Source organism: Nostoc sp., assembly GCF_036917575.1.
GTDB lineage: Bacteria > Cyanobacteriota > Cyanobacteriia > Cyanobacteriales > Nostocaceae > Nostoc.
Genome location: NZ_JBALDC010000054.1, coordinates 1 through 24,318 on the forward strand (window position 1 = coordinate 1; position 24,318 = coordinate 24,318).

A 24,318-nucleotide genomic window follows, 5' to 3' on the forward strand; every position below is an offset into this window, starting at 1 on the left:
GGTCGCGTCATCAGCACTTGGGCAGATGTAATCAACCGCGCTAACCTGGGTATGGAAGTAATGCACGAGCGTAACGCTCACAACTTCCCTCTAGATTTAGCTGCTGGCGATCTTGCTCCTGTAGCTCTAAGTGCTCCTGCTATCAACGGTTAATCGTAATCTGAGATACGCTCTTAACACTTTTCTATAAATAAAAGACGCTCTCCCGAAAGGGGGGGCGTTTTTGCATTGGGTTAATTGCTATGTTAAGTAGTGCAAAAATGACCTTTATAGTTGAGAACTTAGGAAATAAATTATCAAAAAGTAAATTTTACGGGTAATAATTGCTAGCAGCGCAGATAATTGCCTCAAAGCTCAAGTTCAAGGAGAAGCCAAGAATGATTTTACACCGTAGGCGTAGAATGGTAGCCGCCTTGTTGCTGTCAGTAATACTACTGACAACAGCTTGTAATGCCAAAACACCTGGACGTTTTGACCAGGTGCAAAAAGAAAGCACTCAACAAAAAAAGGGTCAATCAATCGCTAAGACTGCAACTCAAGGTAGCGAATTTAATAAGCTTTTCCCTGATGCAGGTGATGGCTACCAGCGCGTGTATACCCAAGAGAAAAAAGGCTTTGCAGAAGCGAAGTTGAAAAAAGGCGGTAAAGATATGGCATTGCTGTCTATTTCTGATACTACTAGTACACCTAGTGCAGCAGCAAAGTTCTCAAAAAGCACTAAAAAAATTGGCGGTTATCCTGCAATAGAAGTTGGTAAGACGCAAACTGCAATTTTAGTGGGTAAGTACCAAGTAAAAGCACTTTCTCGCGATCCATCATTTACAGCTGGCGATCGCGCAGATTGGTTAGAGAAGTTTAATCTTAATCGTCTAGCTAACCTGAAATGATTTGTACTATCAAACGTTTAGATAACAAAACCCAAATCAGGAGATTTTTGTGAGTAAATCAATTTTTGAGTTGGTCGATCAATTACCAACCGGCGGTTTGACTGTTTCTCTGTTAAAGTCCCTTGATTTTGTTGCTCCTGGAGAGTGGCAAAATACCGTCGGCTTTGTCAACACTATTAAGAAAGTCACTGGCGAAGACGACGAAGATTTAATTCAGCAAATTGGTGAAAGAGCGATTTATCTATTCAACGATAAATCCCAAGGATACCAAACAGCCTTATGGTTATATCAAACTGTTGATGGTACAGATAAAGCACTTGGTGCAGCAGCTTTAGCTAACAAAGTCGGTGAAAAAATTCCTTTATTAGGTTTTTTAAATTCTGTCACTCCCAAACCTGATAAAGCCCAAACTATCGATCTAACATTAAAATTAGTGGCTGAGTTGGTAGCCTTCTGTCAAATTAACGGCATTCCTGGAGACAGTATTGGGGATTTTGTTGCCTCTTTAGGTGAGTATAGTGGTGAGTCACTGATCCGCATGGTGGCGTTAGTTTGTGTTGATGGTTTGATACCTTTGGGCCCAGATTTTATTAGCAAAGCGATATCTGGTCTGAATCAAACAAATCCACAAGAGTTAGAAAAAAACTCGACTTTCCAAAACATCAAAGATGTTATTCCAGGTAACAATTCTGCTGGAAAACTCAACTTTATCGGCGAAAGCTTTGACTCAGTTAAAGGTTGGATGAGTGGGCTAGTTAGCGCCAATAATTTAACGCCACAAAAGGTTGTCCACAACTTGCAAAGTTTTACCAATATTGCTGATGACAAGTTAGATTACCTGGCGGCATTCCTGGATGTAGCAACAAATTATTATGAACACACAGGTACGCAAACTTTGGCACGTCGCTTGATTGAACGGGCGGTGGCTGAGATTTAGGTTGGTGGGTGATTGAAGAAGGTTACAGGTTACAGGTTACAGGAGACAAATTATTCCCTATTACCTTTAACCTGTAAACTTTGTCCTAACTCTCCAGGCTTTGCATGGAGACTGATCTCTTCCAGGGTTACAGGTTCATCTTGACGGTAGCGAAACGTGACATGAACCACAGCAATTTTACTCATGAGCTTACCAGGCTCGGCTTTGCACAGCTCCACTTCCGGGATAGTTTCTAAAATTGGTTGAGCGCGTTTCCACTGGGGAATGACTTGCAAAGCATCGGTAACTGTATTGCTTACGTCTGTGGCACCTTTAATAAAAGTACCAAACGCACTGTTAAAAGCCAGGAAAGTCCCAATGCTCAATTCGATTGCACCCGTAGTCTGGGCTGATTCAAGCTGTTGGATGGTAAACCAAAACAGGATGCCAGAAGTTATCGTCCGCATCACTGTATTAAAAAGGGCAACACCATCTTCAACGTTCTGGGTGCTAAGTTCTAGTTTTATTTACCGACTGTAATTTTTACTCCAAGAAGCGAAACCGCGCTCCTGGGCCCCAGCGACATGTAGTTTAGAAATGCCATTGATTAGCTGCACCGTCTGCCCAAAGATATTTCCCTTTATTTCCAACAGTGGACGAACTTTACGGACGAGGAGCATACCAGAGAGTGTAGTAACAGTGATTACAACTACTGCTACAGCCACAGCAACTAAAGCTAATTTCCATCTGTAGCAAAACAAAAGTCCTAAGTTTAATAATGAGAACAGACCAGTGATTAGAGTAATCAGGGTTGTGCCACTTAGTAGGCGACGGATTGTACTAATTGATGTCACACGAGACTGAAGATCCCCTGTAGTGTACTGGCGAAAAAAGGATACTGGCAAGTTTAGCAGCCGATCCCACACAGCAGCTTGAGTAGAGGCATCCGAAATTGTTTCCACGCGCAAAAGTGCAAATCCCTGAGCCAGCCGAAATACTGCCGTCCCAAAAGCTGCAACCAGTAACCCCAACCCAACTTGTAGCAACAATTGCAAAAGGCAAACGGGTATCAATGAAAGCTGTTTCTCCGACAATTTCGCCTTTAGATAATCTCCCTATTTTAGTTAGGTGTCCAAATTATAATTTTAGATTTTATAAAAAATGTAGTTTTTATACTACTGGCTGAAGTACAAAATGTAAGATAAGTACTAAAGAATCTGGTGTCGCGCCAAGCCAAATCTTCCCAATCCTCAGTTCAATGCCTGAGTATAAAGTTTTGTAACAATTGTGGCTGGTTTGTGTAAAAGTCGCGATCAATACATGAGATATAGATGAATTTGCAACTTGGTACGTTCTGATTCGAGGTCTTTTATGAGTAATGACTGGAGAAAACAACTAGATGAACAACTTAAAGACTTAGCGATCGCAGCCCAACAATACACGCACCTAACTAAGGAAAAGCGGATAGCCTTAACACGTTTGATTAATGCTATTTGGCAGTCAGGCAAGCTTGTTCGTCCTTATAAAGGCCAATTTCAACTATTGTATCAAGATATCTATGATGAAGCAGTACAAAATTTATTTTTCTATCTTTGCCAAGATAACAATATTAATAAGTATAACCCAGAACGCGGCGAAGTGATGACTTGGATAAATATGCTATTAACTAAACGTTTTTTTCCAGAGGCTATCCCCAAAATTCTCGGCAAAGAAAATGAAATAAATCTCGAAAACTCTCACCTGGAAAATATATCCTCATCTCAACCTATGTCTTTATTTGAACAAGTAAGAGAATGTATAGAAACCGATCCAGATTTAATTTTTTGCAAGGAACATATCAAAGGTCATCCAGAGGCAAATTTTCAAGCTATAGCTAAAAGAAGATGTTCTGGCATTTCCTGGAAAGAAATTTCGGCAGAATGGGGTATTGGAATCACATCTCTTCATAGTTTTTATCAACGTTGTTTGGAAAAATTTGCTGTTAAATTCCATGAATATTTATGTATTTAATGTTTAATATCATCTAATCAGCTAAGCAAAAATATGAGTAAAAGCATCAACGTTTTAACATTTTCAGCCCCGATACCTGTAGATGGAAGGCACCGAGCAGAAGAGTTACGCAGACAACAAGCCACGCAAGCAAAAGGTGAACAAGTTTATCTCAATACTTTGTCTGTGTCGTTCGTAAATTATTATTTGTGTTGTATGGGATTTGAGACAGACTTGCATAAAAGTGATAGTTGGAATGTCATCCAACAGACACTTATGGATGTTGCTGATTTGTCGCTAAAAAACTTGGGCTTATTAGAATGTCGTCCAGTATTAGAAGATGCACAATTTGTTTATGTGCCGCCGGAAGTACAGTCAAATCGAATTGGCTATGTAGCTGTGCAAATTAGCAAATCATTTAGAGAAGCAACGCTGCTGGGATTTGTCAAGCAAGTACAAACTGATTTCTTACCCATTAACCAATTGCAACCTTTAGATAATCTTTTGGAGTATTTAGAGGAACTTTCTCAGTTTCAAGTTGCTGAAATAGCTGATACTTCGCTTACCTTAAATCAGAATATAATTAATTTGAAGCAATGGTTGGAGAATATTTTTGAAGCTGGGTGGCAAGAGGTTGAGACTCTTTTAGGTACTCCAAGTGTCAGTCCAGCTTTGAGTATAAGAAGCGGCAATGGTGCTTCTATTAGTAGAGGTAAGTTGATTGATTTAGGAGAGTTTTGGAGCGAACGTACTGTGATTTTAATCGTTACCTTACCTCCAGATAACGAGCAAGAAATGGACATTATTGTAGAATTACATCCGACAAATGGACTAGAGTATCTGCCACCAAATCTCCATCTAATGGTGCTGGATTTTGAAGGAGCATCTGTGATGGAAGCTCAAACAAGAAGCAGCAATAAGAATATTCAATTTGAATTTAGTTGTGAAGTGGGAGAACGTTTCGGCGTTAAACTTGTTCTGGGAGATATCAGCATCACAGAAAATTTTGTCATTTGTTAAGGACAACAGCAGGGATACTGCCAATGAGAAAGTTAGTTGTGCTGAAGCTAGATGGCGATTTGCATTTAGGCGTGCAGGTAACGCTGGAGATTGGAGAAGAGGGCAAACGCCCGACTACAGAAATTACTGGCAAGCTACCCTCCAATCTAGATATGGAAACAGCAATTGACCAATGGCAGTCCACATATCGCAGCTTATGGAAATTTACCCGCATCAAAGCCAAAAAAATTATTTACGATGGTTCTATTTCCCAGCGCCGTCAGGAGTGCAATACAAAAGCTAATGAGGTGCAGGAGCATCTAAATAACTGGTTGCTATCAGAGTCTTTTCGTCCCGTGCGGGAAAAATGGCTTAAACACTTGATGCCAGATGAAGAAGTGCGGGTGTTGATTCGCACTCATTGTTTGCAACTCAAAAAACTTCCCTGGCATTTGTGGGATTTGATAGATCGAGATTACCCGAAAGCGGAAGTTGTTCTCAGTGTTCCAGAATCAGAACCAGTAACAGCCGCATTGCAGACATCCAGAAGCAGAAATAAAATTAGAATTTTGGCAATTTTAGGTGATAGTAAAGATATTGATGTAGAGCAAGACCGCCAGTTATTAGAGAAATTACCTGATGCCACTACAACTTTTTTAGTAGAACCTGAATATTCAGACATCGAGGACAATTTGTGGAAACAACCTTGGAATATCTTATTTTTCGCAGGTCATAGCAAGAGTGAGGGTGAAGCTAGTTGCATCTATATTAATAAAACAGATAAATTAACAATTGATGAACTCAGATATGCCTTGAGAAATGCTGTTGCCAACGGGTTACAATTAGCGATTTTCAACTCCTGTGATGGATTAGGATTAGCGCGAGAACTACAAGATTTACAGATTCCGCAAATTATTGTCATGCGGGAACCAGTGCCAGACTTGGTAGCCCAAAAATTTTTAAAGCATTTTCTAGAGGCTTTTTCAGCAGGACAATCTATATATGGTGCGGTTCGCACTGCCAGACAAAGGCTCAAAGGAATAGAAAAGGAATATCCAGGTGCAAGTTGGTTACCAGTAATTAGCGAACATCATGCTGTAGTGCCAATGACTTGGGCAAAGCCCCAAATTCCCAACATTCGCCGCCTTGGAACCTTGCTACTGTTGAGCTTGCTGATAACTGTTGGTGTACTGGGGGTCAGACATCAAGGAGGATTGCAAACATGGGAGTTGCTCTTATATGACAAATTTATGCGATCGCGTCCACAAGAAAAGCAAGATTCACGTTTATTGATCGTCACTGTAACTGAAGACGATCTTGACCTCCCAGAACAGAAGCAAAGAAGTGGCTCACTGTCAAATCTAGCACTGGCGCGACTGTTAGATAAACTTGCACAGTACCAAGCGCGAACTATTGGCTTGGATATTTATCGTGCTGAACCAGTACAACTTAACCAAGGTTCTTTAACCACTCGTTGGAAAACTGATAACAATTTGTTTGCAATTTGCAAAGTTAGCGATCGCACCCAAAACTATCCCGGAGTTTCACCTCCAAAAGAAGTACCATCAGAACGCCAAGGATTTAGTGATATTGTTCCCGACTCAGACAATGTTTTGCGTCGTCATTTATTGGCAATGCAGCCAGCTAACCCAACGTCTCCTTGTACTGCACGCTACGCCCTTAACGCCCAACTGGCATTCCACTATTTGGAGAAAAAAGGGATTTTTGCAAAATACACTCCCCAAGGAGATTTGCAGCTAGGTAACATCGTTTTCAAACGGTTGCGATCGCAAAATGGCTTTAAAACAGAATCGCAGATGGGCGGCTATCAAAAAGTGGATATCGGGGGTTATCAAATATTGCTTAATTACCGCTCTTATCAAGGTTCACCTTTAGAAATTGCCCCTATAGTCACACTCACAGATGTTCTCAGAGGAAAGGTCAACCCCGAACAAGTCAAAGACCGAATTGTTCTCATTGGTACTACTGCCCAAAGCTTCCGTGATTATAGTCTTACCCCTTACATGAGCGAACAGGGTTCTTCTCAGGAAGTACCAGGAGTGATTCTGCAAGCGCAAATGGTGAGTCAGCTGGTGAGTGCTGCAATTGATGGCCGACCTTTAATATCAGTTTTGCCTGTTTGGGTTGAAGTGTTATGGATTTGGAGTTGGTCTGTAGTTGGAGGTGCGATTGGCTACGCTGTGTCGCAGACATTCACTTGGCGCGATCGCTCCAGACTATATCTATTGCTAACGGCAGGAGGCGTACTTGGAGGCTTATACATTCTTTGCTTAATTCTCTTTTATCAGGGTATTTGGGTTCCCTTAGTTCCGTCAACCTTAGTTTTAGTGCTTACTGTTGGCACAGTAGTGATTTACCTATCTACACAACAAGGTCAGCGACAACTGATTTCGACAACTTGAGGTATAAAACAAATGAAATTATCTATGCAAAAGATTCAACTTTTCCTCGCCATTAGTTTATCACTCCTTAGCTGTATCCAAGTGCAGGCACAGCCTGAAAACCCTAATCGACAATTAAATCAATCACTGATTTTCGCTGCGCCGCCCCCACCACCAGACATCGGGGAACCAGGTAAGCGAGGGGAAGCAGGTAGTCGTGGCTGTAGTCAGGATATGAATAAGCAGATGACTTCTTCTCAAAAGCGGCTCACAGCTTTAGTACCTATTTATTCAAACTCAGAATTGGTATTTGGAACAACGATCGCAGAGCATCCTAGTTTCTTATTTTATGTTCCTTATACATCTGACTTTGCATCTGGAGAGTTTGTGCTAGAAGATGAAGGAGAAAATCAAACTGCTTATAAAACTTCTTTAACGGGGACACCAGGAGTAGTTAGCTTTCGTTTGCCCTCAAAAGCAGCACCTTTAGAGATAGGTAAGCGATATCATTGGTATTTTAACATCTACTGTCAGAAGGATAAGCAACCTTTTGCTAATGTTGAAGGCTATGTAAAACGGGAGCAACTAAAGCCTGCTTTAAAAACTCAATTAGAAAAAGCAACACCACGCCAGCAAGTAAACCTTTATGCGGCTAATGGTATTTGGTATGAAGCGCTGAGTACTGCTAGCGAATTGCGTCGCCCCAATTCGCAAGATACTTCTTGGACGGCGTTATTGCAAGCTGTTGGTTTGAATGATTTTGTAACTGAACCAAAGGTAGAGTGCTGCAATTTGAAATATGCCGGGGAAGAGATAAGGTAAGCTCATTTATGCAGGTCGATGCAATGGGATTGTAAGGTGATGCGATCGCATTGTCAGCCGATACAATCGCATTGTAAGGCGATGCGATCGCATTGTCAGCCAATACAATGCCATTGCAGGTCGAAACAATGGCATTGTTAGTCAATACAATGCCATTGCAGATCGATGAAAAAAACCAGATTGCAATCTGACGAATCTGAAATTACGAATTACGAATTAGGAATTGCTCTACAAGATGCAGGCTTCAACCAAGGACTATGGGGCGTAGTGGTGGGAAGATTTGCTGTCAGAATAACTTCTCCTTTTTCGTTTAGCGCCAAACCAGTAGCTTCTATGATGCGTTCTGGTGCGGGAGTAGTTATTTTGCTGGGAACAAAGGAGCGATCGCGGTTATCACCGTTTGGATTGAGACTCACTAAATCTACCTGCACTGCATCAGTGTTAAGAGGTTCACCTGGGTTAGGAGGCAAACCGCCGCGTCCAGTGATTGTAAAACTGCTTTTAGCTAAATTTCCACCAGCTTGACAAGTCTGTGCTATCTCGGTATCAACTGGTACAGTTGGCAAATTGACTAAGCCACTGTTAGGGTCAATATTCGGCGTGTTAAGTTCTACAGTGCCGTTTACACCAAGCTCAGAACTAGCGGTGATGTCCGAAAGAGAAGTTGGGTTAGAGCGGGGTTGAATGCCTAAGATACGAAAGGCTCGAATATTGATTCTCCCACCACTGCCTGTGTAAGCATTAGCAGTAATGTCGCTATCTTCGCTTGGGACAGCAACGATGAAGCCCGACGGGGCATCAATATTAATGTTGCCACCATTACCACCAGCTTGTGCTGTGCCTGCGGAGGTGGAAATGGAAGCGCCACGACGCAGAAGCAGTAAATCAGTTTGTAAATTGATGTCGCCACCGTTACCTGATGCAGATATGGCGCTGAGTTTGCCATTGTTGTCTAGGGTAACTCTAGGTGAGGTGACGATAATATCTCCAGCAGTACCCGTCGGACTTTGGGAGTTAACGAACAAGCCACTGTTAAAGTTAGAATTATTGCTATAAATGGTGACTTTAGCAGCAGCATTCACTTGAATTGCACCTGCATTCCCTTGTCCAAATGTTGAGGCAGTAAGTTGAGCGCCATCAATTAGCGATAGCGTTGCAGCATTGATGTCGATATTGCCACCTTTACCTGCACCTCCTGCTTCCACCGTACTGAGGATGCCAGCATTACCAGCAAGGAAAACAGCATCTTTTGCATTTACTGTCACATTCCCTGCATTCCCAAGTCCCGAAGTTGAGGCAGAAAGCAGTACAACGCCATCTTTTAGCGAGAGGGTTGCAGCATTAATGTCGATATTGCCTCCCTTACCTACACCTCCTGCTTCCACCGTACTGAGGATGCCAGCATTATTTGCAAGGGAAACAGTATTGAGTGCCCGCACTATCACATTCCCCGCATTCCCTTGTCCTGAAGTTAAGGTAGTAATTCCAGCGCGATCGCGTAACGAGAATGAACCAGAGTCGATAGTAATATTACCCCCATTGCCAACTGTCCCAGTTTCTACCCTGCTGCTAATTCCACTTTTCCCACCAGCAATATCAACTGACCCAGTAACATAAATATTGACATTCCCCGCATCCCGCCGTTCTGCTGGCTGGGTAGCAAATGCTTCACGAGTAACGGTTAGCAATTGAGCGCCATCAATTAGTGATAATGTTGCAGCATTGATGTCGATATTGCCACCCTTACCTAAACCTTCTGCTTCCACCGTGCTGAGAATGTCACCCTTTGCAAGGGAAACAGCATCTCGTGCCCGCACTGTCACATTCCCCGCATTCCCAAGTCCCGAAGTTGAGGCAGTAAGTTGAGCGCCATCAATTAGTGATAATGTTGCAGCATTGATGTCGATATTGCCACCCTTACCTACACCTCCTGCTTCCACTGTACTGAAGATATAAGTATTACCAGCGAGGGAAACAGCATCTCGTGCCCGCACTGTCACATTCCCCGCATTCCCAAGTCCCGAAGTTAAGGCAGTAAGTTGAGCACCATCTCGTAACGAGAGTGAACCAGAATCAATAGTAATATTACCCCCATTGCCTTCTGTCCCAGTTTCCATAAAGCTGCCAATCCCACTTAAACCGTTTTTCCCATTAGCAATATCAACTGACCCAGTAACATTAATATTGACATTCCCCGCATCCCCCCGTCCTGCCATCTGGGGATCAGATGCACCACGAATAAGGGTTAGCAATTGAGCGCGATCAATTAGTGATAGTGTTGTAGCATTGATGTTGATATTTCCACCCTTACCTATACCATAAGCTTCTACTGTACTGAGGATGGCAACATTATCTGCAAGGGAAACAGCATTTTTTGCACTCACTGTCACATTCCCCGTATTCCCTTGTCCAAATGTTGAGGCAGTAAGTTGAGCGCCATCTCGTAACAAAAATGAACCAGAGTCAATAGTAATGTTACCCCCATTGCCAAGTGACCCGAAGCGCACAAGATTGCGAACTGTGCTTCCACCAGCAACTTTGATTGAGCCAGTAGCATTCAGCGTAATATCTCCTGCAACGGTTTCAGATGTTCCCAAACCTTGCCCAATACCAGCACTTAAAAGACTTCCTCCTAAAATCTCTAGATTAGAGGCATTGACTGCAATATTACCGCCACCAGCCCCAGTTACAAATACACCTGAACTATTAGTAAGGGATACCTCAGATCGCGCTACATTCTCAGGAAATCTCAAGCTGAGATTATCGCTATCTACATCCAACGCTACAGTACCAGCTTGGGCCAACCCTCCTAACTCAACTCGTCCACCATTAGCATTTAATCGTCCCCCATCTATGCTGACATTACCACCGACTAGCAGCAAACTTTTACCATTTGGTATTCGTAAACCAAATGCGTTTAAACCTGCTGGATCTTGTCCTGCAAATGCAACTGAGCTATTTTGAATCGCGGCGTTTTGATTAATCTGATTAAACAGCAATGCTGAAGGATTAATAGTCAACAAGGGTGAAGGGATATTTTTTTGTGTCGCGCTAAAAAATCCGATATTTCCAAATTGCAGTGCATTGGCTGTAGTTGCAACAAACGAACCACCAATATTTAGCCTCGCATCCTTGCCAAAAATAATCCCCCAAGGATTTATCAAAAACAAATTAGCCGCACCATGAGCGCGAATTAACCCATCAATCTGAGAAGCTGATCCACCCGTTACGCGACTGATAATATTTTGAATATCCGCAGCATTATTAAATAAAGCAGCGCCGTTAGGAGGAACAGAAAACTCCCGAAAGCTGTGGAACAAGTTGCCACCTGCTTGGGTTCCTCCTTCAATGATGCTGTTGTTCCCCTCTAATTTGACACTAGAGTTATTAGGCAAAGTGCCATCTGGGATAATTTCGGCAAAAGCGCAATTTGGACTCCAAACGCTTAAACCACATATTACAATTCCGATAAACCAGCCCCAACGAATATTTATCTTAGACATTGCACCCCTCTAAGCAAACAGCAGCTGCGGAACTTTTGGTTATTTCACACCACTAATGTGGGTTTACAGTGGTTGAAGTCACCTCTGGATAATTCTCTGTTGCGATCGCCTTAATTTTACGCAAAACTTGCTAATTTCTTTACATAAATTTATACAACATAATTCATCACTCGATGCGATCGCATTGTCAGCCGATACAATCGCATTGTCAGCCGATGCAATCGCATTGTTAGCCGATGCAATGGCATTGTAGATCGATGAAAAAAACCAGATTGCAATCTGATTAGTTAGCTAGCTAAAAGGAAATTGGTACATTTTTAAATGCAGCTGTATCTGGTACAAAAATGTCCAAATTATTAATACCATCGGGAACTCTTAGCCAGATATAAGCATCTGCGGAGGCTTGTGGACGTACTGGGAACAAAGAAACGCTTCCTGTTGAGCGATTAAGAGCAACTCCTTTGTAGGTTACGCTAGTGTCAGGATTGCGGGCTGTTGTACTAGCAACCGATATAATATCGCTACCAACAATTCCGTCTGTGGCAAGGCGACGAATACGCATTTGCACATTTACCACATCACGGTTTCCAGTTTCTGGATCTTTAATGCGTTTTGCTGAAAGTAACTCAACTTCTGCCTTTTTACCAAAAGCGGGCTGCACAAATTGACCAGGGCTAATTGCTGAAGTTGTACTAGCTGAGGATGGTGAGGCCGTTGCTTGTGGAGAAGTTGTAACTGTAAAATTTGGCACTGGAGTGGGAATGGTGTTACTGGCTGTACTAGTAGTATTTAGTGTCTGCCGTAACGTGAAAACTTCATAAGCTACATAGCCGCTACATCCCAAAGCCAAAGTAGAAAGTAATACAGCTACACCAGATAAAAATGTACTCACGCCGTTGCCTCAATTTCGTATTTCTGTATATGCAGGTTGACTTGGGTTTCTATTTTGTAGTCCCATAAATTATTTCTGTGCGTAGGCGCAGCCCGTTGTAGACATCGCCTATATATGAAACATGTGAACATCTTCCCTATACTAATTAAGTAACTTTACTGAGCTAATTCTTCTCTCTCCGGAAAGAAATTGTTTGCAAGGTAAAAATATCTGTCTTTGGGATAAGAAAAATTGGTGAAACTTAAGACTTTTAATCAACCACTAGGTGTTTTATTAATATTTTTGACTAGCCAAATAGGATTTAGTTCTAGGGTTGCGAAAGCACAAACCCTAGTTGCACCAACAACCAACACAAAATCAATTTGCTCTAGCCAACTGGGAACAGCGATAGATGCTGTAATCAATCGTCCCTTATTTAGTCGAGGGCGCTGGGGAATTTTAATACAACCTCTGTCAACTGGACAAACTCTTTACAGTCGAGATGCTCAGAAATATTTTATTCCTGCGTCTAACCTTAAATTGCTGACAACAGCAGCTGCATTGCAGGAATTGGGTGCTAATTTTCGGATTCGCACCTCTATTTATCAGAATGGTAATGGTGTTTTACGTGTTGTTGGCAGGGGAGATCCTAGTTTGAGTGATACTGAACTACAAAAATTGGCACAACAGTTAAAACAGAAAGGTATTAGCCAAATTCAGCAGTTGATTGCTGATGATAGTTATATTCAAGGTGATATTGTTAATCCCACCTGGCAATGGGAAGATGTGCAGTCAAGTGATGGCGTACCAGTCAGCAGCTTTATTCTGAATCAAAATACTTTTAGCTTCAAACTTGTACCGCAAGCTGTAGGTAAATCTTTGCAAGTGTTGTGGCTCGATCCTGGCGAAGCGAAACAGTGGCGGATAATTAATCAGTCAGTAACCGTTCCCCAAAATCAACCAACCTATGTCAATGTCACCCGCCAATTGTCAGGAACAGTATTACAAATTCAAGGACAACTGACAACAAATTCTGAACCCTCTTTAATAGATTTGCCCGTAGTCGATCCTAATTATTACTTCTTACGACGCTTCCGTACTGCCTTAGCAACAGAAAAAATTAGTTTGGGACAAACATTAGTAGCAAATGGTGGTGTGAATCAAGGAGAAATAGCATTTGTAGAGTCGCCACCTTTAGCTGAATTATTAGCAGAAACTCTTCAGAATAGTAATAATCTTTATGCTGAAGCATTGCTGAGAGCATTAGCTGTGAAAAAAATCAGACTGAAAAATCAGACTAGTGCTGATGTCGGTTTGGAGGTTGTCAAAGCAAGTTTAACTAAGTTGGGAGTCGATCCAGCAAATTATATTTTAGTGGATGGTTCCGGTTTATCACGTCGTGACTTAGTGACACCAGAAGCTTTTGTGCAAACTCTGCGGGGAATGGCAAAAACCCCAACAGCATATATATATCGTGCATCTTTACCCGTGGCTGGTAAAAGTGGAACTCTGAAAGGCCGCTTTCAAGATACACCTGCTGAGGGCATTGTGCAAGCAAAAACAGGTACGTTAACGGGTGTAGTTTCTCTATCTGGATATATGAATGCGCCGAAGTATGAGCCGCTAGTTTTTAGTATTATCGTCAATCAGTCGAATCAGTCTGCAACAGTTATACGGCAGGCAATTGATGAGGTTGTTGTGTTGTTAACACAGTTGCAGCATTGTTAATATGATACTTTTCACTCCTAACTTGTTTCATGCCAGCCAAAATCTTACCACCGCCCCTGAAACCTGGAGACTTACTACGAGTAATTGCTCCTAGTGGTGCTTTGCGAGAATTCAAGGAATTTGAACGAAGTCTAGAAATTTGGCGAGCGCGTGGTTATCAGTTACAGGTCAGTCCTCAGATAGATGACAAATATGGTTATTTAGCTGGAACAGACGAAAATCGCCGTCAACAGCTAGCAGCAGCATGGCAAGATCCTGATTGTCGTGGTATTCTCTGTGCCAGAGGTGGTTTTGGCAGCACCCGCATCTTAGAAGATTGGAATTGGTCAACCTCAGCGCTTCCCAAGTGGCTGATAGGCTTTTCTGATATCACAGCTTTATTATGGAGCCTTTATACAGCAGGAATTTCCGGCGTTCACGGCCCTGTAATGACAACTTTGGCAGATGAGCCAGATTGGTCAATTAAGCGATTATTCGATTGGGTTGAAGGTGGTTCTTTCACCCCTCTAAAAGGTTGCGGTTGGGGTGGTGGTGTAGTTAATGGTACTTTGTTACCAGGGAATCTCACGGTGGCTACTCACCTTTTAGGTACACCAATCCTGCCACATCTAGATGGTGTAATTCTGGCGTTGGAAGATGTTACCGAAGCACCTTATCGGATTGACAGAATGCTGACACAGTGGCGTTTGAGCGGTGCTTTGTCTCAAGTCTGCGGTATTGCCTTGGGTGGTTTTACTCGCTGTGAAGCGCCACCAACTATATCTAGTTTTAGTGTAGAAGAAGTATTGCGCGATCGCTTGGGCGATTTGGGTATTCCCATTGTCTCTGATTTGCCTTTTGGCCATGATAATCCCAATGCAGCCTTACCAGTGGGTGTAGAGGTAACTTTAGATGGGGATGCGGGAATATTAGCGATTGCGCCATAGTTGAGCGCAGATATTGATTGGTACTATATCAGTTTTTCAGGATTTTTTGAAACCATTGTTCTACGCGATCGCCCATAGCTTTTAAAGAGTATAAAGTTTCTGCTTGCTGGCGACAAGCTTGGCGGTCAATTTCATCTAAATGCTTAATCGCTTCTACTAAACCTTGAACACTATCAGGTTCCACCAAAAAGCCAGTTTTGCCTTCTTGGACAATTTCTGTTAAACCACCCCGACGGTAAGCAATTAAAGGCACTCCACAAGCAAGTGCTTCTATTGCTACATTTCCAAATGCTTCTACCCAACGAGGAGTTACTAAAAGTCCTCGACATTGACCTAACTTTTTTTGTAGCTCAATCGTTGATAAAAATCCCACATATTCGATGGGAGCATTAGGGTATTCTTGACAAATTTTCTCCCAGTAAGATATATCCTGTTTCAAACCGAATATTTTTAGTGTAATACCAGTGATTTCTGCTGCTGCTACTGCATCTTCTAGCCCTTTTTCCGGAGCTATTCTACCTACCCACGCCAAGCTGTTAGTTGGTTTGGGACAAAATTTATAAATAGATAAATCCAAACCATTTAGCAGACAAATACACCGTTGTGCAAATGTAAAAGTAGCTGCCTGTGTTTGACTGTGAACACCGATAGTATTCGGAAAACTAATTGCTACTTGTTCAATAATCTGATCCATAACATCTGTTAAAGAACCCATACTGATCAGATGTGCGATGGGAAAGTTAAAAAAGGGTGTTAGATACAATGGCAGCCAATCATAAGCAAAATTTACAATCAGATCATAATCTGCTTGCACTTGACGAGCATAATCCCACATATTCGCTAAAACAGAATTTTTATGCAGCAAAATCGGATCGCCACGACTCTGATTTTGAGCTGGTATATGTATTAGTTCTCCAGAGATTTCTTTAATAGGTAATGAATTACTGACAGAACCCTGTGGTGCAACAATTTCTAATTGATGTCCTCGTCGCACCATCTCTGTAGCAAGATTAGATAAGGTCAACTCTACTCCGCCTCCCAATCCTGAACCTAACGCACCCATTGGTGTAGACATAAATAATAACTTCTGGTGCATTTTCGTCGTTAATATATTTTCATAAACATCATTTTTTCACCTAAATAACGTACTTATTAAGTTTGGCTATGGCTCTCCCTAAAAGACATGAAATTAAATTCAACTCTGCTTACGGTAACAGCGAGTTGTAATCAGATAAGGGTGAAAAACTTCTAAAAAGTTACTCTGAAGTGTATGGAAAAATCTTTCTACTACTTTAGGATCATTTAAATGAAAAGGATATTCTTGATTAAAACCTTTAAAGAAATACCAATTCACTATCATCTTACCTTCAGAGTTCAAAGCTTGATAAAATTGTAATAACTGCTGGCTAGGATCTAACAGATGTTCTAAAACATCAAAGCACAAAATCGTATCAAATTTATCTTTTTCAGGCATTTCCAGAGCAAAAACTATTTTTTTGTCCAGTCCCATTTTCTCAGTTCGATACTGAACAAAATCACGATTGATGGGATTAATATCATAATAAATTACTTGCTCAACTTTTGGGCAAAGAGCAGCGCCAAGGGCATGAGTTCCTATTCCACCACCAAAATCTAACACTCGACCTTGGGCAAAATCTGCAATCAACCGTAACATATCTCCAATATACTCATGACTTGACAGATGCCAAGCCCCCAATTCAAATAAGTAAAGTTCTCCTACTTGATCGCGATAGAAAGCACTTGCTTCTTGCCAATTAAAATCTTTGTGTACTAAGTTTTTTATTTCTTCTTGTGCTGCTGCTAACTTTGTCTCTATAGTTTCTGGATCTAAATGTAAAAAATCTTGTAGATGATGCTTGAAATAAAATGAATTTTCTAAAAAGCTACTTAATAAAAAAGGCGTGGTAGAATTTACCATAAAAGTTATGTTGCAAGAAAACTAACGCATCATATTATACAATAAATATTTATTAGTTTAACTTCTTAGCACTTGTAAACATTAATTTTACTTTTTAATCAGCACTATTTTGGTGAAGTGATAGATGCCCAACAAATCTAAAAGTTGATATGAAAGTTACCCTTTTCCAATTCCAAATTCCAAATTTTTCTCGCCAGTTGACCAATTCTATTTGGCGGTTTTCGCTGATGGGAATTATTCTGAGCATATTTTTGATATTTTTATCTGGTTGTCAGGGGACAGTTGAGAAGAATGACGAAGTAATTCACCTGAATCTATGGCAATCAATCAATCCCCCTACTAATCGGGATGTGTTTAACAAACTAGTAGATAAATTTAATCAGACTCATACTGATGTTCAGGTAGAATCTATCTTCATAGGCCAACCCCAATTGCCAAAAATATTAACAGCAGTTGTGGGCAATGCGCCTCCAGATATTCTATCATTCGACCCTCAATTGACAGGTCAGTTTATCGAACTAGGGGCAATTCAGCCTTTAGAAAAATGGCTAGATAAATCGCCATTGAAGTCGGAAATTAACCCCAACCTATGGGAAGAATTAAAATTAGACGGTCATCTTTGGTCAATCCCCCTCTACACAAGCAATTTAGGCATTTTTTACCGACCTAAACTTTTCCAAGCTGCGGGAATTACGCAAATTCCTAAGACTTGGGAAGAGTTGAGGGAAGTTGCCAAAAAATTGACTATAGACACCAATGGCGACAATCGACCTGAACAGTACGGAATGTTACTGCCTTTAGGAAAGGAAGAATGGACTGTCTTTAGTTGGTTCCCCTTTTTATTAAGTGCTGGCGGAGAAGTTGTTACCAATAACCGTCCGAATTTGACGAATCCAGGAGCGATCGCAGCGTTACAATTTTGGCAAGACTTATTAAAAGATGGTTCAGCAACACTTTCTTCTCCAGAGCGAGGTTATGAAGAAGACGCTTTTATTGCAGGTCGCGTTGCTATGCAAATCACAGGGCCTTGGACTTATATAATAAAATCTAATGTTGATTTTAACGTATTTCCTATACCTACAAATATAAAACCTGCTACAGTGACAGCTACTGGAAATATCTATTTAATGAAGACCACACCAGCAAGAGAGCAAGCTGTACTCAAATTTTTAGAGTATGTATTGAGTGAAGAATTCCAAATAGAATGGAGTATGGGAACCGGTTTTTTACCAGTTAACCTTAAAGCTACTCAAAGTGAAGCTTATCAGCAATTCATCAACCAAAAACCTTTGTTAAAAATGTTTGTGGAACAAATTCCTCTGGCTGGCGCTAGACCGATTATTGCTGGATATAACCGTCTTTCTGACAGTCTTGGTCGAGCTATAGAAGCTACATTGTTAGGAGAGTCTGCGGAAAAAGCCCTAAAGATATCACAAGAGCGTTTAGAGCTGATTTGGGATGACAAATAAATGGGACTGGGTATTGGGTACTAAAGATTAAAGAACTGGTTGTATCCTTTGGGGTGCAGTGACTTGAGTACACAACTAATACCAATTCCTAATTCGTAATTAAGAAAGCTGATTATATCTGGGTTTGGGGGTTTGAATGTGTTGCCTCATTTTAGAGAATTGGTATAACTACTAGCATTGGTAAGAATTCCTACAAGTACTCGCACTAATTCTTCCAAACCTTCGGGAACGCGATAAAGTTTGATATCTTGCATGACCCGTTTATCTTGTCGATAAAATATTCCAAATCGCCAATCTTCTCCATTTGTTACAGCACCATACAAAGTTGGTGTTTGCGAATCTGTCCATTGGTCGAGTGCGATCAATTCAATTGCCAGTTGAGTAAACCCCCGGCTTAAATCAGATTGCTTGGCTTCAACGACTAACAGTGAATTGGAAGATGAAATATAGTAATCAAAACTTCCTTTGAGTTGTTCGCTAACATTAATCGGGTACTCAATATTCAGTTGAGTTTGCGTTTGGTCGCAAATTTCCAACAAAATAGGAGCAATTAAAACTTCACGTTTTGCAGCTTCACTAATAGGATTTACGCGTATGATATTGCGCCGTAAGTAACGCTGTAAAAATTCTAAATAGTCAATTATACCTGAATATTGTGGGAGTTGTAGTGATGCCCGTTCGTAACTACATCCTAGTTCTGCCAAGATATCTGCTGGGGCATAAGGTAATTCAAAATACTTACTAAATGTATAACTTTGACCGGGTTGGAGAATGCGCGGGCGAGTCATAAGTATTAAGGTTATGGAATATATTAATAAAAGTTAGGAAGAAACTTTAGTTTTGGGATATAAATTTCTTTTCAATGTACACAAACCAATTGCTGGTATGGCTCCCAAAATAACTGCTGTCAATCCTTGTCCACTCCAATATAGTATGGGAGTACGGTAAGTTTCTGGAATCAAATTTTGCATAATAAAAAGCAACCAAACCAAAATAGTAATCCAGAAGAAAGAAATTGAGGGTAAAAAATTCCACCACCAAATGTCTGCTGTATATCGCCTCAATACCAGCCATTGGCAAATTCCGAGCCAAATTCCAGAGATTATATATGCGATCGCAGACAAAAATCCAAAAATCAAAGTATCTTCAGAAGATGATGAGGCAATAGTCGAAATATACTCAATCCACGCTGTAGAAACACCGTTGGCAATCAGCCAACCTACACTAGTAGCAAATAACCACTGCCAACCCGGTAAATATCGGTAAAGGGCAAGGCTCTGGTCGGCAGCGAAAGTCACGGCAAATATAATGTTACTGAGACTTCTAACCAAAATGCTCCATGTTTGTGGTTGGATAGCAACGTTAGATGAAAGACTTTGGAGAATCATTTTTTCTAAAGCGATACTGGCAACGCCACCCACAACCCATCCGATGAGAGTCATTAAGGTAAACTGAATAAAAAACCTCTGTCGCTGCGATCGCGGAATCAAATACTTTCCTGGATTACGCTCATTATAAGCAGATGCAAGATTATCGGGACTATTAGAGTCAGTTTGCATAAGAAGTTACAGTGAGGGAAATTACGGAGATTGGGAGCAGGGGAGCAGGGGAGCAGGGGGACGAGGGGACAAGGTGACAAGGTGACTAAAGTTAGAACTTGCAACAAGTCTTTCCCTTCCCCTTATCCCCAAGTCTCTTCCCAATACCCTGTTTGCCCAATTCTCAATTAAATATTGATTCTTGTTTGACCCTATTTCTCAATCACCAGTTCCTATTTTCCATTTCCCACTCGCTACTCGCCACTAGTCACTTCTCTAAGGCGAGGATATTATGTCAATAATATAAGTCTATTCTCAATAGGGTAGGAAATAATTTCATTAACCTATCTATTCAGGGGTAGCTGATCGTAGACATCGTTTTGAGTCTTGAAAAATAAGGCAAACGAGAAATGGTGATTTTTTATTGGTTTTTAATCTTGATTGCGATCTTGAGTAATTTTATATGCCTTTGTCTTACCCACTATAATTGCACAATATCCTTCACATAATCTTTAAACAAATTTTAGTATATACACCGTACCTTTTGTGAGTTAAGAAAATCAAAATAGGATCACAAAGCAGAAAGATAAACTTATATCTTTGAGCTTGTTTTACTCAACACCAGTCATATACAAAGGCCTAATAATCTTTGCAAATTCTTTCTACTTTATTGGAGTAATAAGACCAGTTTTTCATAGCTAGGTTTCAAGAAAAGTTCAATCTTAATTCTCTTTGTGTTCTTCAAGCTTTATTACTAAAATGCTGCAAAAAATCTCTTTGGCTTTACTCGGAATAACTGCTGTAGTTATGAGTGCAAATCCAGCTAGTGCCGTCAGTCTGAAAGTCAATTCTGGCCCGTTTTCTAGCTACGCTGATGCCAAAACTGTCACCTTTGACGATGGCACAGCAAATGATCCCAATGGATTTGTTACTTACTCTAATATTACTAGTAACATTGTTCAAGGTAGTGCAGGTGGTCAATACGCCTCACCTTATGGGGATAATACTAAATTTTTAACAATTTCCCCAAAAGGTAGCAATGTTGCAGGCGACAGTGGTTTTGTCAATATTGCCTTCAAACAAGCTGTTAATTACTTCGGTTTTTATGGAGGTTCATTAGATAGTTACAACTTTGTTGACATTTACAAAGGCGATAAGTTGTTAAATACTTTTAGTGGTGCAGATGTGCCAACTGCTATAGCTGATGGTAGTTGGACTAGCTCTCAAGCTAATATGTTTATCAATCTTGTAGCTGATAAAGGAGAAACATTTGACCGAGTTGTGATGCGCTCAAATGGTGTTGCCTTTGAAACAGATAACCACGCTTATAGACTAGCCAAGAGCGTTCCCGAATCTAATACGATGTTAGGTGTATTAGCAATTGGTGCTTGTGGTATGACTTCACTTTTCAAACGCTCACAACATAAAGCGACAGTGAAAGCATAAATTTATCCAGATACCTGTTAAATAACTCTTAAGGATGTGTCTCTATGCCATGCGTAGAGACACATTTTGTTATGCATTTTTCCTCATACGTTCCCTTGATGCTCCAAGTAACAGGTGCATTTCTACGTGGCACTCAAGGCAATGATTTTATGGGATAAGCCAAAAAAAGAAGAACTTATAGCCCTTGCTAGCATTAATTACTGTAGTCAAGCCAACCGAGCGCTCATATCCAATAATCAAAAGATTATAAAATAATATTACTTTATGCCCTGCCACTTACCTTTTGCTAACAACCTGCTAGAAAAGCGTAATCCCAGAATGATAAGCTGAACAGTGGCATAAATAGGATGAAGTAATAAATGGGTGTTTATTCAACGACTCCTCATCTCTTACGGGCTGCTCGTGGTGAAGTAGTAGATCGTCCCCCTGTATGGATGATGCGACAAGCCGGACGATATATGAAAGCATATCGAGACTTAAGAGAGAAGTATCCTTCGTTTCGCGATCGCTCGGAAATTCCAGAAGTAGCAATTGAAGTTTCCTTGCAACCCTGGAGAGCTTTCCAACCAGACGGAGTAATTTTATTTTCTGATATTGTCACCCCATTACCTGGTTTGGGCATTGACATGGATATTGCTGAAGGTAAAGGGCCAATCATTCATTCACCCCTCCGCACTCAAGAACAAATAGATAGTTTACATCCTTTAGAACCAGAAGCAGCGCTACCATTTATCAAAACAATTTTGCAAGCGCTGCGTTCGGAAGTAGGCGATAAATCAACGGTATTAGGCTTTGTCGGTGCGCCGTGGACGTTAGCAGCTTATGCAGTGGAAGGAAAAGGTTCTAAAACCTACTCCATCATCAAAAACATGGCATTTTCAGAGCCGACGATATTGCATCAACTTTTAGCTAAACTAGCAGATGCGATCGCTATCTATACCCGCTACCAAATTGACTCTGGTGCTCAAGTTGTGCAAATGTTCGATTCTTGGGCGGGTCAATTAAGTCCTCAAGATTATGATACTTTTGCTCTTCCCTATCAGCAGAGAGTTTTCCAGCAAGTCAAGCAAACCCATCCCGATACACCTTTGATTTTACTAGTTAGTGGTAGTGCGGGTGTGTTGGAAAGAATGGGACAATCTGGCGCTGATATTGTCAGTGTAGATTGGGCTGTAGATATGGCAGATGCAAGAGCCAGATTGGGTAAACAAGTAAAAGTTCAAGGAAATCTTGACCCAGGCGTACTATTCGGCTCTAAACAGTTTATCCGCGATCGCATTCTTGATACCGTTCGCAAAGCTGGTAATTGGGGTCACATTCTCAATCTCGGTCACGGTGTCCTCCCAGAAACTCCTGAAGAAAATGTCGCTTTCTTCTTTGAAACCGCAAAGGAATTAAATCTTGCAGGAGTTAAGAGTTAGGAGTCATGCAATTTTAGATTTTAGATTTTGCGAAAAGTTTGAGCGGAGGTTCCCTCCGCTCAAACTTTTCAAGACAGATTTTAGACTTTGGCGTGAGCGCTCAGTCGAACGCTTTTTACTGCAATCCAAAATTCAAAATTCAAAATCTAAAATTTCCAGAGTTATAAGTTATTAGTTGAGATTCGGAACTTTTAACTTTATTTTTAACTCTTTAGTTTTAACTCCCAACATTTTAATAAATTATCTATGAGCCAGAAACGGATTTTAGTGACTGGTGCAAGCGGTTGTGTAGGTCATTATTTAACAGAAGCCTTAATTAAGGAAACAGATTGCGAACTGTATCTACTAGTTAGGAACCCAAGCAAACTGCAAGTTGATACTAATGCACGTTCAGGCATTAATGTTTTGCAAGGTGATATGCAAAATATTCGCCAGTTTGCCGATTTGCTATCTACAATTGATACGGCGGTACTCACAGCCACAGCTTGGGGCGGCGATCAGACATTTGAGATTAATGTCATCAAAACTATAGAATTGCTCGAACTGTTAGATCCAGAACGTTGCCAGCAGGTAATTTATTTTTCGACAGCTAGCGTTTTGGATCGCTATAATCAACCATTGAAAGAAGCCGGGGAAATTGGCACAGATTACATCCGTTCTAAATATGAGTGCTTAGAGAAAAAAGAACAATTAGCGATCGCACCCAAAATTACCACAGTATTTCCCACTTTAGTATTGGGCGGTGATGCCAATAAACCCTATTCTCACCTCACATCTGGCATTCCAGAAGTGACAAAATATATTAATTTAATTCGCTTTTTGGAAGCAGATGGCAGTTTACACTTTATCCACGCACGAGATATTGCCACTGTCGTGCGATATTTAATTAATCATCCTCCCGAAAGCGATCAACCACGTCGGCTTGTTTTAGGTCAAGCACCGTTAACTGCTAATCAAGCAGTGAAACAAGTTTGCGCTTATCTAGGCAAAAAGATTTACTTTCGCATTCCCATATCTATAACATTGGCTAATTTGATTATTATTCTGTTCCGCATTCGGATGGCCGCTTGGGATCGGTTTTGCATGAACTATCGGCATTTTACATACGAAAAATTCATCAATCCTGATAGTTTCGGCTTGTCAAATTATTGTGCGACCATGAGTGATGTTTTGAAAATTAGCGGTGTTGAAAAGGCTAAAAATTGATTATAGTCTGTGGCTTTTGACAAGGTTTGAAACATATTAGCAGTAAATTCTCCTAATTTAGTAGAGAGCCTCTAGAGTTTTATCCGTTAGCGGCTGGCGTTATTGAGTGTGAGTAAAGAATGGAAAATTATCTCTTTTTTATCTGCTCCCCAGTCCCTCGATTTGAGTCAAAAATATCAATGGTAAAATAAAACAACTTTAATAAAAAGTCAATAACTCTTTATTTTCGTTAGAGTGGGATAACAATCAAAGTGTG

Annotated in this window: 22 protein-coding genes and 1 pseudogene; 14 read left to right on the top strand and 9 right to left on the bottom strand. The window is 40.9% G+C overall.

What is annotated here, in order from left to right; all coding sequences use genetic code 11:
* From V7K79_RS16105 to V7K79_RS16115, 3 genes and pseudogenes are all read left to right on the top strand, one after another.
* Nucleotides 1–153, top strand: a pseudogene (locus V7K79_RS16105) (photosystem II q(b) protein); the annotation flags it as partial.
* 224 nt (nucleotides 154–377) lie between these two features.
* Nucleotides 378–887, top strand: a complete 510-nt coding sequence (locus V7K79_RS16110; protein WP_335049013.1) for a hypothetical protein — start codon at nucleotides 378–380, stop codon at nucleotides 885–887.
* A 49-nt stretch (nucleotides 888–936) separates the two neighbouring features.
* On the top strand, nucleotides 937–1,824 hold the full coding sequence (locus tag V7K79_RS16115) for a hypothetical protein (protein ID WP_335049014.1): 888 nt from the start codon (nucleotides 937–939) through the stop codon (nucleotides 1,822–1,824).
* 50 nt (nucleotides 1,825–1,874) lie between these two features.
* Here the strand turns inward: V7K79_RS16115 and V7K79_RS16120 are convergent, their stop codons facing one another.
* Both V7K79_RS16120 and V7K79_RS16125 read right to left on the bottom strand, forming a co-directional pair.
* On the bottom strand, nucleotides 1,875–2,270 hold the full coding sequence (locus V7K79_RS16120; RefSeq protein WP_335049015.1) for a hypothetical protein: 396 nt from the start codon (nucleotides 2,268–2,270) through the stop codon (nucleotides 1,875–1,877).
* Nucleotides 2,271–2,330: 60 nt separating this feature from the next.
* Nucleotides 2,331–2,897, bottom strand: coding sequence for an ABC transporter transmembrane domain-containing protein (locus V7K79_RS16125; RefSeq protein ID WP_335049016.1), 567 nt, complete (start codon nucleotides 2,895–2,897; stop codon nucleotides 2,331–2,333).
* Nucleotides 2,898–3,174: 277 nt separating this feature from the next.
* Between V7K79_RS16125 and V7K79_RS16130 the strand changes: the two genes are divergently transcribed.
* The 4 genes from V7K79_RS16130 to V7K79_RS16145 are packed head-to-tail and all read left to right on the top strand — an operon-like array spanning nucleotide 3,175 to nucleotide 8,015.
* Nucleotides 3,175–3,813 (top strand): sigma-70 family RNA polymerase sigma factor, encoded by a 639-nt coding sequence (locus V7K79_RS16130; protein WP_335049017.1) that lies wholly within the window; start codon nucleotides 3,175–3,177, stop codon nucleotides 3,811–3,813.
* Nucleotides 3,814–3,846: 33 nt separating this feature from the next.
* On the top strand, nucleotides 3,847–4,812 hold the full coding sequence (locus V7K79_RS16135; RefSeq protein ID WP_335049018.1) for a DUF1822 family protein: 966 nt from the start codon (nucleotides 3,847–3,849) through the stop codon (nucleotides 4,810–4,812).
* Nucleotides 4,813–4,835: 23 nt separating this feature from the next.
* Entirely contained in the window at nucleotides 4,836–7,214 is a 2,379-nt protein-coding gene (locus V7K79_RS16140) for a CHASE2 domain-containing protein (RefSeq protein ID WP_335049019.1), read from the top strand.
* A 12-nt stretch (nucleotides 7,215–7,226) separates the two neighbouring features.
* Nucleotides 7,227–8,015, top strand: coding sequence for a DUF928 domain-containing protein (locus V7K79_RS16145; protein WP_335049020.1), 789 nt, complete (start codon nucleotides 7,227–7,229; stop codon nucleotides 8,013–8,015).
* A 6-nt stretch (nucleotides 8,016–8,021) separates the two neighbouring features.
* Here the strand turns inward: V7K79_RS16145 and V7K79_RS16150 are convergent, their stop codons facing one another.
* Nucleotides 8,022–8,150, bottom strand: coding sequence for a hypothetical protein (locus tag V7K79_RS16150; RefSeq protein WP_335049021.1), 129 nt, complete (start codon nucleotides 8,148–8,150; stop codon nucleotides 8,022–8,024).
* Nucleotides 8,151–8,224: 74 nt separating this feature from the next.
* Nucleotides 8,225–11,518 (bottom strand): two-partner secretion domain-containing protein, encoded by a 3,294-nt coding sequence (locus V7K79_RS16155; RefSeq protein WP_335049022.1) that lies wholly within the window; start codon nucleotides 11,516–11,518, stop codon nucleotides 8,225–8,227.
* A gap of 127 nt (nucleotides 11,519–11,645) precedes the next feature.
* Here V7K79_RS16155 and V7K79_RS16160 point away from each other — a divergent pair, with 127 nt between their 5' ends.
* Nucleotides 11,646–11,771: a hypothetical protein gene (locus V7K79_RS16160; RefSeq protein ID WP_335049023.1), complete on the top strand. Its 126-nt coding sequence runs from the start codon at nucleotides 11,646–11,648 to the stop codon at nucleotides 11,769–11,771.
* A 42-nt stretch (nucleotides 11,772–11,813) separates the two neighbouring features.
* Here V7K79_RS16160 and V7K79_RS16165 read toward each other — a convergent pair whose 3' ends face one another.
* On the bottom strand, nucleotides 11,814–12,410 hold the full coding sequence (locus tag V7K79_RS16165) for a hypothetical protein (RefSeq protein ID WP_335049024.1): 597 nt from the start codon (nucleotides 12,408–12,410) through the stop codon (nucleotides 11,814–11,816).
* A 231-nt stretch (nucleotides 12,411–12,641) separates the two neighbouring features.
* Between V7K79_RS16165 and dacB the strand changes: the two genes are divergently transcribed.
* Both dacB and V7K79_RS16175 read left to right on the top strand, forming a co-directional pair.
* Nucleotides 12,642–14,117 (top strand): D-alanyl-D-alanine carboxypeptidase/D-alanyl-D-alanine endopeptidase, encoded by a 1,476-nt coding sequence (dacB, locus tag V7K79_RS16170; RefSeq protein WP_335049025.1) that lies wholly within the window; start codon nucleotides 12,642–12,644, stop codon nucleotides 14,115–14,117.
* Nucleotides 14,118–14,146: 29 nt separating this feature from the next.
* On the top strand, nucleotides 14,147–15,043 hold the full coding sequence (locus tag V7K79_RS16175; RefSeq protein WP_335049026.1) for a S66 peptidase family protein: 897 nt from the start codon (nucleotides 14,147–14,149) through the stop codon (nucleotides 15,041–15,043).
* 28 nt (nucleotides 15,044–15,071) lie between these two features.
* Here V7K79_RS16175 and V7K79_RS16180 read toward each other — a convergent pair whose 3' ends face one another.
* Entirely contained in the window at nucleotides 15,072–16,118 is a 1,047-nt protein-coding gene (locus V7K79_RS16180) for a glycosyltransferase family 4 protein (RefSeq protein WP_335049027.1), read from the bottom strand.
* A 120-nt stretch (nucleotides 16,119–16,238) separates the two neighbouring features.
* Complete coding sequence (locus V7K79_RS16185; RefSeq protein WP_335049028.1) at nucleotides 16,239–16,982, bottom strand: class I SAM-dependent methyltransferase; 744 nt, start codon at nucleotides 16,980–16,982, stop codon at nucleotides 16,239–16,241.
* 149 nt (nucleotides 16,983–17,131) lie between these two features.
* Between V7K79_RS16185 and V7K79_RS16190 the strand changes: the two genes are divergently transcribed.
* Nucleotides 17,132–18,451 (top strand): ABC transporter substrate-binding protein, encoded by a 1,320-nt coding sequence (locus V7K79_RS16190; RefSeq protein ID WP_335049029.1) that lies wholly within the window; start codon nucleotides 17,132–17,134, stop codon nucleotides 18,449–18,451.
* Between the two features lie 146 nt (nucleotides 18,452–18,597).
* On the opposite strand, the gene V7K79_RS16195 is transcribed toward V7K79_RS16190, so the two are convergent.
* Both V7K79_RS16195 and V7K79_RS16200 read right to left on the bottom strand, forming a co-directional pair.
* A complete protein-coding gene (locus V7K79_RS16195; RefSeq protein ID WP_335049030.1) occupies nucleotides 18,598–19,239 on the bottom strand; it encodes a hypothetical protein in 642 nt (213 codons plus the stop codon).
* A 33-nt stretch (nucleotides 19,240–19,272) separates the two neighbouring features.
* Nucleotides 19,273–20,010, bottom strand: a complete 738-nt coding sequence (locus V7K79_RS16200; protein ID WP_335049031.1) for a hypothetical protein — start codon at nucleotides 20,008–20,010, stop codon at nucleotides 19,273–19,275.
* Nucleotides 20,011–20,748: 738 nt separating this feature from the next.
* Between V7K79_RS16200 and V7K79_RS16205 the strand changes: the two genes are divergently transcribed.
* The 3 genes from V7K79_RS16205 (at nucleotide 20,749) to V7K79_RS16215 (ending at nucleotide 24,062) form a co-directional block, all read left to right on the top strand.
* Nucleotides 20,749–21,435, top strand: a complete 687-nt coding sequence (locus tag V7K79_RS16205) for an Npun_F0296 family exosortase-dependent surface protein (protein ID WP_335049032.1) — start codon at nucleotides 20,749–20,751, stop codon at nucleotides 21,433–21,435.
* 359 nt (nucleotides 21,436–21,794) lie between these two features.
* A complete protein-coding gene (gene hemE, locus V7K79_RS16210; protein ID WP_335049033.1) occupies nucleotides 21,795–22,856 on the top strand; it encodes a uroporphyrinogen decarboxylase in 1,062 nt (353 codons plus the stop codon).
* 246 nt (nucleotides 22,857–23,102) lie between these two features.
* The gene (locus tag V7K79_RS16215) at nucleotides 23,103–24,062 is read left to right on the top strand and encodes an NAD-dependent epimerase/dehydratase family protein (RefSeq protein WP_335049034.1); all 960 of its coding nucleotides are present in this window, start codon (nucleotides 23,103–23,105) and stop codon (nucleotides 24,060–24,062) included.
* The last annotated feature ends 256 nt before the right edge of the window (nucleotides 24,063–24,318 follow it).